The following is a 14719-nucleotide window of genomic DNA, read 5'->3' as shown; positions in this document are numbered from 1 at the left end:
ACCCAAGCAACCGCTATGCGCCCATGGCTCCGCCGCAGTACTCACAGCGCCCGTTGGCATCCGGAATGGTCGTTGCACCGCAGAACGGGCACGTACGCGCCGTCTTTGGCGTTGAGGCGGCGGCGACCTTCTCGCGCTCGCTCTCGCGCAGCTGCGTGAGGGCATCGCGAATCTCGCCCGCCTGCCGCTCGGCCTCGCGGAACTCCACCGAGTTGCGCTCCTCAATCCGGTAGTCGTTCACCTTGAACGTGATCGAGTCGTAGTAGGGAACGTTCACGTGAATGGTCACGTAGACGTCGTAGTCGATGTCGTAGCGAGGCGGTTCGTAGCTGTGCCGCTCGCCGTCCTTGTCCTTCCAGTAAAGCTCGGTGCGACTCTCGCGTGTCTCGGTGTCGCAGCCCGTGACCTGCGAAAAGTCCAACACGTCCGGGTTGGCGTCACGCCAGCGCGAGACCGAGGTCACCAGGAATCTCCCGGCGTCCTCATCCAGGAGCACCTTGGTGTCGCAGCCCAGCGTGCGCGTGACGTTGAAGGCGTCCACGCGTGCCTTGTTGGCCTCGCGCCAGTCGAGCTGCTCGCGAATCTGGTCGACCGTTGAACTTCGCCTGTCACTGAAGAACGGCGAGAGCTTCTTGGCACACTCCTTGCAGAGGTTGCCGTCCTCGAGCTTGCGGTTGCCGAGAAGCCCAATCTCACCGCCGCAGATGCTGCAGGTCTTCTTCTCGAACATCTTTCCGAACAGTCCCATGGTCGCCTCTCCTTTCCATCTCTCACGATTGCCTGCGTCCCCAACACTCGTCACCACAGATTGTTTCGCGAGCCCTTCGCGCACAGAAGTGCCCCGCGGCCCATCCAAGGCCACGGGGCATGATGCGACGTCCAAAATGAGACAAAGGGACTGTCCCTTTGTCTCACATCCCGGGGACGATGAGGCCGTTGGAGACGGCGTGCACCACTAGGCGCAGGATGTTGTCGTAGCCGGTCTTTGCGAGAATCTCCGAGATATGCCGCTTGACCGTTCCCTCGCTGAGGTAGAGTTCCGCGGCTATCTCCTTTCTCGTCTTGGACTCGCACACCAGACGCAGGATGTCTATCTCCACCGGGGTAAGCTCCACGCCGTCGGGGATGATTCGCTGCTTGGAGAGCGGGAACGTGGAGTAGCCCTCCATGGTCGAGCGGATGATGCCGAGAAGTTCGCCCGTCCCAACGTTCTTGTAGACGAAGCTGTCCACGCCCGCCTCGCGGGCCCGCTCGACAAACGTAATCTCGGGAAGCCCCGTCATCACAACCACCCGAACGTCAGGCAATTCCTCCTTGATGAGGCGCGCCGACACGATGCCACTCGAATCGTTCTCGGTGCACACGTCGAGAAGCGCGCAGGTAGCGCCGGTGCGTCGCGTTGCCTCCAGGGCATCCGCGGCATTGGCGAGAGACGCCACAACCTCCATGTCCTGCTGCGCGTTGATGGTGCAGGCAAGTGAGTCCCGAAGCATCGCCTGGTCCTCTACAAGCACGATGCGAATCATGCGCGCCCCCTCTCATCCTGGGTTTCTGAGGTGAATGCCTGGTCCTCTGAGCCGAGCGCGCCGGCCCACGCCTCCGATACCGTGCCATCTTCACTCGCCGGCAACACGACCTCGACGGCAAAGGGCGGTCCCGTCCTCACGGCAAACGTGGCGCCCACGCCTGCGGCAATCCGGCGCATCCCCGGGATGCCTGTTCCCTCGACAATTTCCTCTGGCACACAGCCGTCGTTGGTCACACTCAGCGCCACCGCGTCGCCAGGACCCCGGCAGATTCTCACGTCCACGCGCCGCGCCTGGGCGTGCTTTGCGGCGTTGGTCACCGCCTCGAGGACTATCTCGGCAAACGCGCGGGCCACCGCCTCGTCCGCCGGAAGCTCGCCCACAATGCGGACCTCCACGCCCACAAGCGAGAAGGCGCTTCGGATGGACTCCAGGCCAGCGCTCGCGGCAGGCAGGTCCGTCTCGGCAAGGTCGTCCACGATGCCGTTGAGAAGCCCGGTTATGCGCTCGAGCGACTCCGGGTCGTCGCGGTCGTCCTCGAGGAAGCGATGGAGTATCGAGAGGCGCGAGCCGATGGTGTCGTGCACGCGCGCCTTCATGCGCATGATCGCCTCGGCCTCGGCCACCTTGCGGACCTGCATCATCGACGCGCGCAGCTCCTCGTTCGCCGCCTCCAGGAGCCGGTTGACGCTCTCCAGGCGCGCGTTGATCGCCACCTCCTCGGTCACGTCGAACGCCATCACGCGCTCGCAGGGCGTCCTGCGCAGCACCGCCTTGTCGCGCACGAAGAGGCAGGTCGTCTCATTGTCCACGTCAACGAGCAGCTGGTCGACGGCGACCTCGCGGGCCTGCCCCTCGAGTCTCCCCCACAGCCCGCGCGCGTCCGCCAAGTCCGTCGACAGCCCCAGGCGCGTCAGGCTCCCACGCATGGCGTCGTTCATGAAGAGAACCTCGCCACGCTCGCTTACCCACATCACGCCCTCGTGCAGGGCGTCCAGCGCATCGATGACCGAGAGGCGCGAGACCGAGGTCTTGCTGTTGCGAACGTCGAGCGCCAGCGATGCAAGGACGCGCGCCGCGAAGAACGAGACGTCGACGATCAGGAGCAGCGAGGAGCCCTCCCCCATGGCGTCGATGACCGGCGGCGTGCAGCAGGCGAGAAGCACCGACTCGGCCGCCATCCAGGGACGGCGCAGGCGAAAGGCGCAGACGCCGCCCAGGGTGGCGATGAGGACGTTTGCCCAGAGCAGGGGTTCCACCCGAAGGAGCACAGGATGCAGCCACAGGAGGACGATTCCTTGGTTCTCCATGACCGAGTTCGACACGGTACAGACGAACAGCAGGTGAACGGCGAGCATGGCCTCATACCAGACGCAGAGCCAGTGCGGCCTGCCATCCTGCCGCACCGAGGCAAAGCACGCATGGATGGTCTGGCCCGCGGTAAGCAGGTAGGAGACCCCGCAGATCACGAGGAGCGTCGAGACCCTCATCGAGAAGAGATGGCTCACGTCTCCCCACCCTCCTCCCGCACGTCGCCGCCCACGCTGAGGCGAACAGCCGCGTTGAGCGAGGTTGGGGACAGCTCGAGGGAGAGGCTGCCGTGGGAGCCCGCAAGGTCTTCTCGCAGGCTCGACGCCGCGGCCTCCAGGCGCGCCGCGTCCATCTGCGCCGCGTCAAGCGCCGCCCGCATCTCCACGCCCTTCTCGTCCCCGCTCACGAAGAGCATGAGGATGGGGTCGGTGGCAAAGAGCGCAACGGAGGCCACGTCGTACAGGCAGTCGTAGAGCGCACTCACCACGGGCGCCGGAAGCTCGCTCTCCAGGCTCACCATCGCCGCGCAGTCGACGCCAATGGAGCGCAGGTCAGAGGCCGTCTCGTTAAAGACGAGCTGCAGACGGTCGCGGTCGAACTCGGGATTGCTCCTCTCGGAGAGGACGAGTGCGCCCTTTCGCTTGCAGTAGGCCACAAGGAGCTTGACCTCGGTGAGCATGTCTCGCCTTCGCGCCCGGTCGCTTGGCGCCCCCCCTTGGAAGCGTGGCGAGAAGCTCGCGCATGTGTCCCACCTTGTCCGAGATGGACCCCTCGATGCCCAGGAGCAGGCGCTCCTCGCTCTCGAGGCGCCAGAGCTCGCGGCGGAGGCCGCTCTCGTGCCTAAGGACCTCGTTGCTTCTCCGCAGGCGGTCCTGACGCTCGGTGAGCATGCGGCGCTGCTCGTCCAGAAGCGCCACGTCCTCGGCAAGAAGCGCCGCCCCGCCGCTTACCCCATAGACCTTGAAGAGCGCGTGCGGGATGGCCGAGGTCCTAAACCTCGTGACCCTGTCGCGCGTCCTTGACCGCGCCACCCGCAGCGCGAGGTCGAGGACGGAAGCGGGCACGAGGGCAAAAGGCCAAAGTCCAGCGCAAGCTCCAAGAGCACCACAACTACCAGGGAATAGTTGAGGGAGAAGTTGGTCTTGATTGCAAACTCGTGGCGCAGGGCGTACATGAGGCCGTAGGCGCCAAAGGGAACAGCCGCCATGACGAGAAGCGCGATGACGCCGTGCAGCCTCCGACGCGACGCGGCAAAGAGGAGGACAAAGAAGCCCAGGTACTCCGCCACATAGACCGCAACCGCAAACCAGTAGCCCCAGTTGTAGACGTAGACCTCCTGCCAGTCTGGCCTCGAGATGTCAAACGAGAAGACCTGCAGGTGGAAGGAGTTGGTGAGCACCAGGGCAATGATCGCGATGCTTGTCGCCCAGGCAGCTCGTCGCAGGAGAGGAGCCCACGGCTTGTTGTCGAGCGCCGACGCGCGCAGGGCGCACAGCAGGCAAAGCAGCGGTATGAGCGTCATGGGCACGTAAAAGAGATACCAGAGAAAGGCTGTGAGCTGGGGATTGTTGATGGGGTGACGGTATTTGATAATCACGTCGAGCATCCACAGGCCCACGAGCAGGGCAACGCCCTTGAGGCAGTGGCGAATGCGCGAATCCGAGCACCTCACATGAACCGAGAATCCCCAGACCGCCGTTGCCGGGGCCATGAGGATCATGAGCCCTGAGGTCGAGGAGGGCACCACGCTGTAGGAGCCAGACGGCCAGAAGAAAGACCCGTACAAGAACCTTGCGCTGCCCGGCTCGGGCGGGGGTATGCTACCAAACGCCTGCATGGCGAGAAGGACCAGGCACAGGAGGGCCCCTCCGGCGCATGCGCCGGCGATGGCCTTTCGCGCAAACGTGTCGTCAGACCTGCTCACGCGGGTGTCCCCTCTCACTCGCGCCCCAATGGCGACCCATACGCCCATTCCCCCAACGGCGGCCCACACGCCCATTCTAGTCACGCCGCACGCGGTGCTTTGGGTCGCGCGGCCAACGTTCGACAGGCGTTTAGGGACGTTCGGTAATTCCACCAGGAGGGCGCACGAATCACCCTGATGGTGAGGGCGACCGTGCCCAACGGAAATAACGACGAAGGAGCGTGAACCATGGGACTTCTGAGAGCTGGAATGGGTGCCGTGGGCGGGGTTCTCGCCGACTCCTGGCGCGAATACTTCTACTGCGACTCGCTTGACGCGAATACCCTCGTGGTCAAGGGACGCAAGAGGGTTTCAGCGCAGGGACGCTCGTCGAACACGCACGGCGAGGACAACATCATCTCGAACGGATCCATCATCGCCGTGAACGAGGGTCAGTACATGATCATCGTGGAGCAGGGCGCGGTGGTCGAGGCGTGCGGCGAGCCCGGCGAGTTTGTGTTCGACAGCTCCATGGAGCCAAGCCTTCTCTTTGGCGAGGGCGGCTCACTGGGCGAGAGGATACGGGCGTCGTTCGAGCGCGTGGGCACACGCTTCTCGTTTGGCGGTGACACGGGCAAGGACCAGCGCGTCTACTTCTTCAACGCCAAGGAGATTGTGGGCAACAAGTACGGGACAGCCGCTCCGGTGCCCTTCCGCGTGGTGGACAACAACATCGGGCTGGACGTTGACATCTCCGTGCGCTGCAACGGCGAGTACTCCTACCGAATAGTCGACCCGCTCATGTTCTACAAGAACGTGTCCGGCAACGTCGAGCAGCCCTACACGCGCGACAAAATCGACTCGCAGCTCAAAAGCGAACTGCTCACCGCGCTGCAGCCGGCGTTTGCACGCATCTCGGCCATGGGCGTACGCTACTCGGCGGTGCCCGCGCACACGAAGGAGCTGGCTCAGGCCCTCAACGAGGAGCTCTCCGAGTCCTGGGGGCAGATGCGCGGCATCGAGGTGGCGGCGTTTGGCGTGAACTCCATTGTTGCCTCTCCCGAGGACGAGGCAATGATCAAGGAGCTGCAGAAGGCCGCAGTAATGCGCGATCCCACGATGGCAGCGGCAAGCCTGGCGGCATCGCAGGCGGATGCCATGCGCATGGCGGCGTCCAACAGCGCCGGCGCGGCGATGGGGTTCATGGGCATGGGGATGGCCAACGCCATGGGCGGAGGCATGAACATGCAAGGGCTCTATGGTATGGGTGTCGGCGGCCGCGCCGCGGGAGGCGGTCCGTCGTCGGGTACGCCGAGCGGCGCCGCGGGCGCGGCATCGGCGGGTGGCGCGGGCACGGCGGGCGGCTCGGAGACCTGGACTTGCTCGTGCGGCGCCCAGAACACCGGTCGCTTCTGCGGCAACTGCGGAAGCCCCAGGCCCCAGCCGGCTGACGGGCCGTGGACCTGCTCGTGCGGCGCCCAGAACACCGGGCGCTTCTGCGGCAACTGCGGTAGCCCGCGCCCGTAAGCGACGCGCGGCGTGCCACTTGCAACAACGAGCCCTCCGGCGCCGGATTGACGCCGGAGGGCTCACTTCGAAAATGAGACAAAGGGACTGTCCCTTTGTCTCATGCGCGCTTGCTGCCAAAACATGCCCTGTGGCGCCAGAAAAACGCGGACCCGCATCAGCGAGTCCGCGCAAGAGCCCAACTGTAGACGAACCAGTTGCTTCGCTACTCCTCGGGAGTGTGATTGATGACCGGGCTCTTGGTCTTGATGAAGTTGGGGACAAAAGCCACAACGAGCAGAATGGCGAGAATGACGTAGACGCCGGTAGGACCGAAGGCGGCAGCGGTGCGGCCAAGGGTGATGCCAATCACACCAAAGTCGAAGTCACCGAAGGTGGTGTTCTGGAAACCGAAGACGCTCAGAACGGGAAGCAGCAGGGCCGGGGCAAAGGTGATAAGCAGGCCGTTGACGAAGGCGCCAAGCGCTGCACCCTTGCGACCACCGGTCGCGTTGCCAAAGATGCCGGCAGTTGCGCCGCAGAAGAAGTGGGGAACCATGCCGGGGATGATGAAGACGCCCATGGTAGCGCCCACGATGAACATGCCAACCACGCCGCCGATGAAGGAGGCAACAAAGCCGAGAATAACGGCGGTGGGGGCATACGGGAAGAACACGGCGCAGTCGACGGCGGGAATGGCGCCGGGGATGAGCTTGTTCGAGATGCCCTGGAAGGCAGGCACGAGGTCGGCAAGAATCATGCGGACGCCATTGTAGACGATGGTGACGCCAACAGCGAAGGAGAGCGCGCAGGTCAGTGCGTAGACGATGAAGTTATCGCCACCGGCGAGCTCGTCAACCACAGCAGGATCGGCAACCCAGGCGACAATACCCGTGAGCAGGTAGAAGAACGCCATGGTCAGACCGGTGGAGATGGTGGTGTCACGCAGGAAGGCAAGGCTCTCGGGAACCTCAATCTTCTCGGTGCTGTTCTCCTCAGCATCCTTCTTGAAGATGCTGCCCACGGCAGCGGAGATGTAGTACGCGAGGGAGCCAAAGTGACCCATAGCGATCTCGTCGCCATCGGTGACCTTCTCGGTGAAGTGCTGGCCAACGGCAGGAAGCATGGCGCTCACGAGGCCGAGGAACAGGCCACCGGTGATGACCAGGGGAACGTCCGAGAAACCAGAGGCCTGAAGCACGGCGGAGAGCAGGCAGGCCATGAAGAGGCTGTGGTGACCAGTGAGGAAGATGTACTTAAACTTGGTGAAGCGGGCAATCAGGATGTTGACCACGTAGCCAAGGATCAGGATGACCATGGTCTGGACGCCCAGAACCGTCTGTGCCATGGAGACGATGACCTCGTTGTTGGGGACGACGCCCTGGATGTGGAATCCGGTCTCGATGAAGGTGCCGAGAGGGGCGAGGTTGGTCTGAATGAGTCCGGCACCCGCAGAGAGCATGAGGTAGCCGAGGATGGGCTTAAGGGTGCCGGTCATGATCTTGTGGGCGGGACGCTTGAGTGCCACGAGGCCCACAAACGAGAACAGACCCATAATCCACGCCGGCTTGGTGAGAATAGACTCAAAGAACTTGAGTATGACGAGAACTGCGTCCATATCCATCTCCTTCGATAGTTACTGCTCGCACCTGGCTGCTGTCCCCAGGCGCAACGTCACTGCTACTGGGCCTTCGCCGCAGCAGCCTTAATCGCCTCGAGGGCGTCTTCGCGGATCTTCTTCTTGTTCACATAGCTGCGAACAATCACGATGTTGCCGTGGAGCTCGGGCGCAAGCTCCTTGACCGTGATGAAGAGGTCCGGATTTGAGGAGGAGGCGCCGTTCAGGTCCATGGACTCGACGTCGGCGGCAATACCCTCCTCGTCACAAATCTCCTGCACCTTGCCGGCGAGCATCAGGCTCGAGCCGATGCCGTTGCCGCAAACCGTAATGATGTGCATGTTCCTTCCTTTCATCCTCAGCCCGCGGTCGCGCGGGCGTCGTTCCAAACATCTCCCGTTGGTGCGGCCTCTTGAGGCCGCCCTTCTCGGAGGCAAGCCCTACTGGAAGAACGAGTCCATCGTTGTGATGACGTCTTCCGACGTCGCACACGCCGCAAGCTTCGGGATGGCGTCCTCGTCATCGAATATCTTCGCCAGCTCGGCCAGGCAATCGAGGTGCTCGCGGGGGTTGGGAGCACAGATGCCAATAAGCACGCTCACCGGGTCGTACTCGTCGTGGCCAAACCTCACGGGCTCGTCAAGTGTGAGGATGCAGATGCCCTCCTCGGAGACGTTGCCGTTGGACTGGGCGTGAGGCATTGCCACGCCCTCCTCGAGCACCACGTACGGGCCGAACTTCTCGATGGAGGCGATCATCGACTCGGTGTAGCTGTGGTCGCACTTCCCAGCGGCCTCGAGCAGCGCTCCCGCCTGGGTAACCGCGTCGCGCCAGTCCGTGGCGTGGACGTGGCAGCGAATCACTGCAGGGGTGAGGAGATCCTTAAGCATCACCATCACCTACGGCAGGATGTGGAAGCCCAGGGCCTGGGCATCCTTGTTAAAGCCACGCACGGTGTCGAGCGAGTACTCGAAGAGGTCCTTGCCCACGTTCTTGCGCTTGGCGAGGATAGAGTTCTGCACGGTGATAATCTGGCAGCCTACCGACTCGGCCTGGAAGATGTTAAGCAGCTCGCGCGTACTTGCCCAGAGAATCTCGCACTGGGGCTTGGGAGCAGCAAGCTTCACGGCATCCGCAACTACCGGCAGGGGGTCGACGCCAGTGTCGGCGATACGCCCGGCAAAGATGGAGATGATTGACGGCACGTCGGGCGAGACGGCATCGATGAAGTCGGCGATCTGCTCGTTGGTGAAGAGGGTCGTGACATTGATCTTGATGCCGTCATGCGAGAGCTTGCGCACCAGATCCTTAGTGGACTCGCCCTTGGTGTTGAGCGCGGGAATCTTCACGTAGACGTTCTCAGCCCACGTTGCGATTTCACGTGCCTCGGCCTCCATGCCCTCGAAATCATCGGCAAAGACCTCGAACGAGACGGGCAAATCCTTGATCTGGGAGAGAACCTCCTTGGCGAAGGCACGGTAATCCGTGACCCCACCCTTCTTCATGAGTGAGGGGTTGGTCGTGAACCCCTGGACATTCCCCTCACGGTACATGTCGAGCATGCCCTCGATGTCGGCGCCGTCTGCAAATACCTTGATGCTCATTCCTCCGCCCTCCACGAAAGGATTCATAAAGTTCAGATTTATGTTCATAAGTTAATATCTTATGTTCTGAACTTCATTTACATGGAGGTAGTGTACACACGTGGAGACTATGTGGTTGATTTACCTTATGAGATTCTGTGAGCGGCTGATTATCAACCGCGAGCGGCCAATCCCCAACAACTGACGAATAATTCGTATTTCTTTCGTTATCGGAACTCTAAGATGAACGGAAGAGTGCTTTTCGCAAGCATGCACGCCGGTTTTCGAAAGGGATGGCAGCAGGTGTCCTCCGAGGAATCATCTCCCGCAGATCGACAGTCGTTTATTCTCGAGTGGCTTGACAGCAACCCCAGCATCGCGGTCTCTGACGTGCAGAAGAGGTTTGGGGTATCAGACGTAACGGTACGTCACGACCTCATTGCCCTTGAATCCGCCGGGAAGGTTCGACGCGTTCGCGGCGGCGCGGTCTCTCTCGCTCGCACCATGCTCATGAGCTACCCGGAGGAGCGAATCAACTTCAATGTCGCAGCAAAGGATCGAATCGCCCGTGCTGCAGCGGAACTCGTCGAAGATGGAGACGTCATCATTGCCGATATCGGAACCACTGCATACCAGTTTGTGCGTCAACTCGAGGACAAGAAGGGCATCACCATCATCACCGGAGATCTCTCGATTGCGCACTTTGCGAGCTTCAATCTTCCTGGCGCAGAGGTAATGCTCCTTGGAGGCAAGGTACGAAAAGAGCACCTGTATCTTGCCGGTGCCATGACACTCGACGCAATGTCAAAGCTTTATGCCGACAAAGCATTTTTGAGCTGCGACGGTTTCCACCATGATCACGGATTTACGGTCGAGCACGACTTCAGCACGACCATCAAGCGCGCCTATATCGCAAACTCCCGCCAGAGCGTCATGATGATTGACTCGAGCAAGCTTGGGCGAACAAGTTTCTATCGCTTCTCAACCATGGATGACTTTGACTATGTCATCACGGACGAAGACCCTGAAGGCTACCTTGTCAAGTCAGTTGACCGTTCCAAGCACGCACCGCAACTAGTGATCGCGAGCTAACGAGTGCAGCGCGCCGCTTGCAGAAGCGAGCCCTCCGGCGCCGGACGCCGGAGGGCTCGCTTCGAAAATGAGACAAAGGGACTGTCCCTTTGTCTCACTACGCCTTCGCGGGGATAATCTCGATCCACTGGCCCTCGGGGTCGGCGATGAAGTAGAGCCCCATCGCGTGGTTCTCGAAGACGATGCAGTCCATCTCCTCATGCAGACGGTGGAAGGCATCGTAGTCGTCGACCTCAAACGCAATGTGGGTGTCATCGCCGCCATTGGCGTAGGGCTCAGTGCGCCCGCGGTTCCACGTGAGCTCCAGCTGGAACGGCGACGCGTCGTTCTCCATAAACGTGTTGGTCCAGGAGCCGTCCTCGGGGCCCATTTCCCTCACCACGTGAAAGCCAAGCGCCTTCTCGTAAAACGCAATGGTCTTCTCCTTGTCCAGCACATGCGTGCAGCGATGAACGAACTTTGCCTTCATGGTTGCCTCCTTCGAAAAACACGGACGCGAGCGCCGGCCCGCGTCCGCCCACCTGCCATGCGCTCGGTCTAGGATACCAGCGGCAGGCGCCGCGCACGTACGCTATCGGTTGGCGAGCCTCTTGCTGAACGACGTGTCGGAGTGGCGAGCCCACACCACGTAGACAAGCACGCTCAGCACGCAGGCGAGAGACACGATCGACCACATGGCCGAATAGCCCAGACCTGTGATGAGCGAGCCCGCGATGCCGCCGCCCAAGCCATACCCAATGTCGTACCCGCAGAGGAACGTCGAGTTGGCGGAGCCGCGCGTCTCCTCCGTCGAGGTGTGCACGGCCATCGACTGCAGCGACGGCTCGAGTCCGCCAAAGGCGTAGCCCGCAAGCACGGCCGAGAGGATATACGTCATGACGTTGGGGACAAATGCCAGAAGCAGGAACGCCACGAGCATCGCTGCGTTGCAGGAGTAGACAAAGAACGCCTCGCCGCGCTGGTCAACCAGCTTGCCCAGGGTAATGCGCACCAGAAGCAGCATCGCGGACATCACGAGAAAGTAGATCGAGCCCGAGGGCAGCGAGGCCTCGGAGGCAAAGATCGCCACGAAGTTCTCGAGCGCGCCAAAGGTGAACATGAAGATGAGCATGGTCACCGTGGCAGGCAGCGAGTCACGGTTGATGATGGTGCGCAGGTCAAGCTTCTTCTTGGGAACGTCGACCTTGGGCGCGCGCACAAAGGCAAACAGCACAAGACCCAGCCCGGCGATAACGGCAGCCACGGCGTAGAGCACGTTGAAGCCAAAGCCCTCCATGAGCGAGAGTCCCAGCGCCGGCGCAATGGCGGAGGCCAGCGCCGTCGCCATGCCAAAGTAGCCCATGCCCTCGGCAAAGCGCGGACGGCAGATCACGTCGGACGCCACGGTAGCGGTGGTCGAGTTGGAGAACGACAGGCCAACGCCATGCATCATGCGGATGGCAATAGCCACGGACAGCACGGGGACAAACACATAGCCCAGCGGCGCCAGGCCCATGAGGACAAGGCCGGCAACAAGCGCTGCCCTACGAACGCCATTGTCGAGCCACCAGCCCACAAACGGCCTGATAATCACGGCCACAAACGAGAAGGCCGCCGCGCAGATGCCCGCCACGGCCTCGGTACCGCCAAGGCTCTGGATGTAGAACGGAAAGGTCGAGAGACTCATGATGTGGTTGGTAAAGACGCACAGGTTCACCAAGATGATGAGAACCAAATCACGCGTCCACAGCTTGAGCTCGCCCTTGCCCTTTGCGACGGCAGTTGTTGCTTCTGACAAAAAAATCCCTCCTAGACGGGTCGAGAATGACCGTCCAGCGGGATTCGATCATGCATGATGCGCGGAAGCGTCACGGCTGGACGGCGTAGCCATCAATTGGACTTACGCCGTGCGGCAGCTCATTGACGTAGTGCAGTATAGTCGAGAAGCGCGGGAACAGGCGAGAAAGTCGTGCTGCGTTAGTCCTCGCCCGCACCATTGGCCTGGTGCCTCTGCGGCTTGGCGACGTCGATGCTCCCCTCGCCGGGAGACCAGTATCCCAGCTTGACCCCGCGCTGGTAGACGGCGACCGCCTTGGCAAAGTAGCCGCGCGCATTGAGGTGGGTCCAGTCGGACCGCAGCTGCTTTGAGATGCATCCCAGGCGAGCGTCCGCCACGTCCTCCTCGGTGGGCGTAAGACCCGAAATCTCGAGCCCGTGCTTGATGAGAAAGACGCGCATGTTGATGAAGTGGTCGCCAAACGCCTCGCGAAGCGCGGCCTCCCAGTTGGTCTCGCGCGGGGCGTAGTCCTCCGTAAAGGGAACCTGGCTCGTGTCGCCCACCGAGGTGCCCGGGTCGTCGGTATCGCCCAGGATGAGGTAGTCCTCGCAGCCGGAGCGCTCGATCATCGCGCGGTACTGGTCGATAAGAACCTGGTAGTCGTTGTTCCAGCCGCCATTGCTGCCAATCTCAAGCACGAGGATGTCGCCGGTGTGCTGCTCGCCCTCCTCGATGACGTCGGGGTCGATGTGGCTTACGGGCTGATCGTCGGCGTCGTCGGCGTCCGCGGCGTCGGCGTCCGCGTCCGCGTCGTCCGCGACGTTGGCGGCGTCGGCGTCGTCCTCATCCGCGGCGTTGGCGTCGGCGTCGTCCGCATCCGCGACTTCCACGCTCTTCTCGGCCGCCTCAAGCTCCTCCCACGTAAGGCCGCCCTGCATGGCGGCAATCTCCGCTGAGGTGGCCCCGGCAACGCCAAAGTTGTAGGTGTCGAGCCCCGTGAGCTGCGAAAGAACCTGCGGATACGACTGGTAGCTGGTATCGTACAGCTCCCCGTCCGCAAGCGAGACAAGCGCCCCTTCGTCGGTGTCCGCACCCACGCCCTGAGTCATGCTGTCGCCCCAGCAGACAATCTCGCGCGTATCTTCGTCGCTGGTGCCAGGGTAATAGCGCCAATCGAGGCTGGACTCGGCCTGAACGTCCCCGTCCACCGCATCCGACGAGGTTTCGTCGTTCGTGGGGAACTGTCGGCAGCTCGCGAGCGAGGCCGCAAGCACGGCGGCGATAGCGACAATGCCAAGCCTCTTCACAAGCACACCTCCCCCTCGCGAAACCCCTTCGAACGTACAGAAGGATAGCCGCGTGAAAGGGAGGCGTAAGGAATTCCACGTTACATACCCGTAGCTAAAACCGCGTCCTTCGCGGACGCCGCTGCCTCGCTACATCTCGCTGCCGGACTCGGCCTGAAGCGGCGTCGCATCCGAGCCCTTCTCGGCCTTCGCCTCTCCCACATGCGAGAAGCACTTCGCAAACACCAGGCGCGAGACGGGGCCCGCAGCAAAGAGGTTCCACAGGAGCGCCATCGGGAAGTTCTTGATGAGCGTTCCCACCCAGATGGCGGGGAGCTGCACCACGGGCATGCCAGCAAGGATGACATTGAAGAGGATGCTCGCAACCAGGCTCATCGTGGGGCACATGATGAGGACGGTGCAGCAGGAGCGAATGGTGCCCTGGATGAAGGCGCTGTCGCGCTTGGGGTCGGCGAGGCGAGCCGCCAGCGCCGCGCCGCCGCGCGTGCCCCACAGATTCGAGAGTAGGAACACGAAGAGCCACATGTACGAGGCCTCGACCAGGGCGCCCAGGAACACGTCGTTGGTCATGTTGGAGAAGCCGCCGGGCATAGTGGGGATGCCCATCTTCCACGCCACGTTGTAGACCTCCATCCCGTAGGCCATGGTGACGGACATGAGAATCCCAAAGATGACTCCCTGTACCTTGTTCTTTGGCATGCCTTGCTCCTCTCCGCCGCGCTCGTGCCAGGCGCGCGACACAAAAAATGCGTGCGGCCGCCCACCAGGGGCAACCGCACGCTTTGCTAACTACACCTTTTAGCCGCGAGGATGACATTGTGGGGCATCCTGCTCGCGGCGGCTTTGCGCTACACGCATGGAAAACCATAGCACGAGCGTCGCACCGCGCGACAAAATCAACACGTGGTGGCCTGGACGGGCATTCCGGCCCCGCGCGTTCGCAGAGAGTGCTCACTTACGTTCTGAATCGAGATTGTGTGTAAGTCGGTTCCCGCAAGTGCGGCCAAAATGCGACACTTCGGGGCATTCTCTAGAGTCAAGAATGGTTGTCTGCGGTAAAAGAGCGGCTATGTTGGCCCCAAGCGAAAGCACGGAGCTCCCTGCGGCACCTCGCCAC

The 14719-nt window shown here is 62.1% G+C and carries 15 protein-coding genes; 2 read left to right on the top strand and 13 right to left on the bottom strand.

Annotation, left to right across the window (positions count from 1 at the left end; all coding sequences use genetic code 11):
• Positions 1-13 precede the first annotated feature (13 nt).
• The 5 genes from BMX94_RS08730 to BMX94_RS08710 all read right to left on the bottom strand — a co-directional run bounded on the left by BMX94_RS08730 (position 14) and on the right by BMX94_RS08710 (position 4761).
• Positions 14-748 (bottom strand): DUF4428 domain-containing protein, encoded by a 735-nt coding sequence (locus tag BMX94_RS08730; RefSeq protein WP_091005659.1) that lies wholly within the window; start codon positions 746-748, stop codon positions 14-16.
• A gap of 163 nt (positions 749-911) precedes the next feature.
• The gene (locus BMX94_RS08725; RefSeq protein WP_091005657.1) at positions 912-1526 is read right to left on the bottom strand and encodes a response regulator transcription factor; all 615 of its coding nucleotides are present in this window, start codon (positions 1524-1526) and stop codon (positions 912-914) included.
• Entirely contained in the window at positions 1523-3034 is a 1512-nt protein-coding gene (locus BMX94_RS08720) for a sensor histidine kinase (protein WP_091005655.1), read from the bottom strand. Before BMX94_RS08720 ends, BMX94_RS08725 begins: the two co-directional genes overlap by 4 nt.
• Positions 3031-3516, bottom strand: coding sequence for a hypothetical protein (locus BMX94_RS08715; RefSeq protein ID WP_091005653.1), 486 nt, complete (start codon positions 3514-3516; stop codon positions 3031-3033). The genes BMX94_RS08720 and BMX94_RS08715 overlap by 4 nt, the downstream gene beginning before the upstream one ends.
• A 267-nt stretch (positions 3517-3783) precedes the next feature.
• Positions 3784-4761, bottom strand: a complete 978-nt coding sequence (locus BMX94_RS08710; protein ID WP_091005650.1) for a hypothetical protein — start codon at positions 4759-4761, stop codon at positions 3784-3786.
• Between the two features lie 228 nt (positions 4762-4989).
• Here BMX94_RS08710 and BMX94_RS08705 point away from each other — a divergent pair, with 228 nt between their 5' ends.
• Entirely contained in the window at positions 4990-6267 is a 1278-nt protein-coding gene (locus tag BMX94_RS08705; protein ID WP_091005648.1) for an SPFH domain-containing protein, read from the top strand.
• Positions 6268-6472: 205 nt separating this feature from the next.
• Here BMX94_RS08705 and ulaA read toward each other — a convergent pair whose 3' ends face one another.
• The 4 genes from ulaA to BMX94_RS08685 form a co-directional block, all read right to left on the bottom strand.
• Positions 6473-7864, bottom strand: a complete 1392-nt coding sequence (gene ulaA, locus BMX94_RS08700) for a PTS ascorbate transporter subunit IIC (RefSeq protein ID WP_091005646.1) — start codon at positions 7862-7864, stop codon at positions 6473-6475.
• A 62-nt stretch (positions 7865-7926) separates the two neighbouring features.
• On the bottom strand, positions 7927-8205 hold the full coding sequence (locus tag BMX94_RS08695; protein WP_032111222.1) for a PTS sugar transporter subunit IIB: 279 nt from the start codon (positions 8203-8205) through the stop codon (positions 7927-7929).
• Positions 8206-8304: 99 nt separating this feature from the next.
• Entirely contained in the window at positions 8305-8754 is a 450-nt protein-coding gene (locus BMX94_RS08690) for a PTS sugar transporter subunit IIA (RefSeq protein ID WP_177171396.1), read from the bottom strand.
• A gap of 9 nt (positions 8755-8763) precedes the next feature.
• A complete protein-coding gene (locus BMX94_RS08685; protein ID WP_091005642.1) occupies positions 8764-9468 on the bottom strand; it encodes a transaldolase in 705 nt (234 codons plus the stop codon).
• A gap of 282 nt (positions 9469-9750) precedes the next feature.
• Here BMX94_RS08685 and BMX94_RS08680 point away from each other — a divergent pair, with 282 nt between their 5' ends.
• Positions 9751-10539 carry a DeoR/GlpR family DNA-binding transcription regulator gene (locus tag BMX94_RS08680; RefSeq protein ID WP_177171395.1) on the top strand — a complete coding sequence of 263 codons (789 nt, stop codon included), beginning with the start codon at positions 9751-9753 and terminating at the stop codon, positions 10537-10539.
• 97 nt (positions 10540-10636) lie between these two features.
• On the opposite strand, the gene BMX94_RS08675 is transcribed toward BMX94_RS08680, so the two are convergent.
• The 4 genes from BMX94_RS08675 to BMX94_RS08660 all read right to left on the bottom strand — a co-directional run bounded on the left by BMX94_RS08675 (position 10637) and on the right by BMX94_RS08660 (position 14301).
• Positions 10637-11008, bottom strand: a complete 372-nt coding sequence (locus BMX94_RS08675; RefSeq protein WP_091005638.1) for a VOC family protein — start codon at positions 11006-11008, stop codon at positions 10637-10639.
• 102 nt (positions 11009-11110) lie between these two features.
• Positions 11111-12316, bottom strand: coding sequence for an MFS transporter (locus BMX94_RS08670; protein ID WP_091005636.1), 1206 nt, complete (start codon positions 12314-12316; stop codon positions 11111-11113).
• Between the two features lie 179 nt (positions 12317-12495).
• Positions 12496-13602, bottom strand: coding sequence for an SGNH/GDSL hydrolase family protein (locus BMX94_RS10640; RefSeq protein ID WP_177171394.1), 1107 nt, complete (start codon positions 13600-13602; stop codon positions 12496-12498).
• A gap of 129 nt (positions 13603-13731) precedes the next feature.
• Positions 13732-14301, bottom strand: a complete 570-nt coding sequence (locus BMX94_RS08660; RefSeq protein ID WP_091005634.1) for a DUF2798 domain-containing protein — start codon at positions 14299-14301, stop codon at positions 13732-13734.
• Positions 14302-14719 lie beyond the last annotated feature (418 nt).

The organism is Olsenella sp. KH3B4 (genome assembly GCA_900111695.1).
Lineage (GTDB): Bacteria > Actinomycetota > Coriobacteriia > Coriobacteriales > Atopobiaceae > Tractidigestivibacter.
Note: the sequence above shows the minus strand (reverse complement) of the source record. Positions and strands in the feature narration are given on the sequence as shown.

Bases quoted from the DNA above. Each gene is read 5' to 3' on its own strand.
- BMX94_RS08725 (WP_091005657.1), bottom strand. From the start codon at position 1,526: ATGATTCGCATCGTGCTTGTAGAGGACCAGGCGATGCTTCGGGACTCA.
- BMX94_RS08715 (WP_091005653.1), bottom strand. From the start codon at position 3,516: ATGCTCACCGAGGTCAAGCTCCTTGTGGCCTACTGCAAGCGAAAGGGC.
- BMX94_RS08705 (WP_091005648.1), top strand. From the start codon at position 4,990: ATGGGACTTCTGAGAGCTGGAATGGGTGCCGTGGGCGGGGTTCTCGCC.
- BMX94_RS08675 (WP_091005638.1), bottom strand. From the start codon at position 11,008: ATGAAGGCAAAGTTCGTTCATCGCTGCACGCATGTGCTGGACAAGGAG.
- BMX94_RS08660 (WP_091005634.1), bottom strand. From the start codon at position 14,301: ATGCCAAAGAACAAGGTACAGGGAGTCATCTTTGGGATTCTCATGTCC.
- BMX94_RS08690 (WP_177171396.1), bottom strand. From the start codon at position 8,754: ATGCTTAAGGATCTCCTCACCCCTGCAGTGATTCGCTGCCACGTCCAC.
- BMX94_RS08685 (WP_091005642.1), bottom strand. From the start codon at position 9,468: ATGAGCATCAAGGTATTTGCAGACGGCGCCGACATCGAGGGCATGCTC.
- ulaA (WP_091005646.1), bottom strand. From the start codon at position 7,864: ATGGACGCAGTTCTCGTCATACTCAAGTTCTTTGAGTCTATTCTCACC.
- BMX94_RS08695 (WP_032111222.1), bottom strand. From the start codon at position 8,205: ATGCACATCATTACGGTTTGCGGCAACGGCATCGGCTCGAGCCTGATG.
- BMX94_RS08730 (WP_091005659.1), bottom strand. From the start codon at position 748: ATGGGACTGTTCGGAAAGATGTTCGAGAAGAAGACCTGCAGCATCTGC.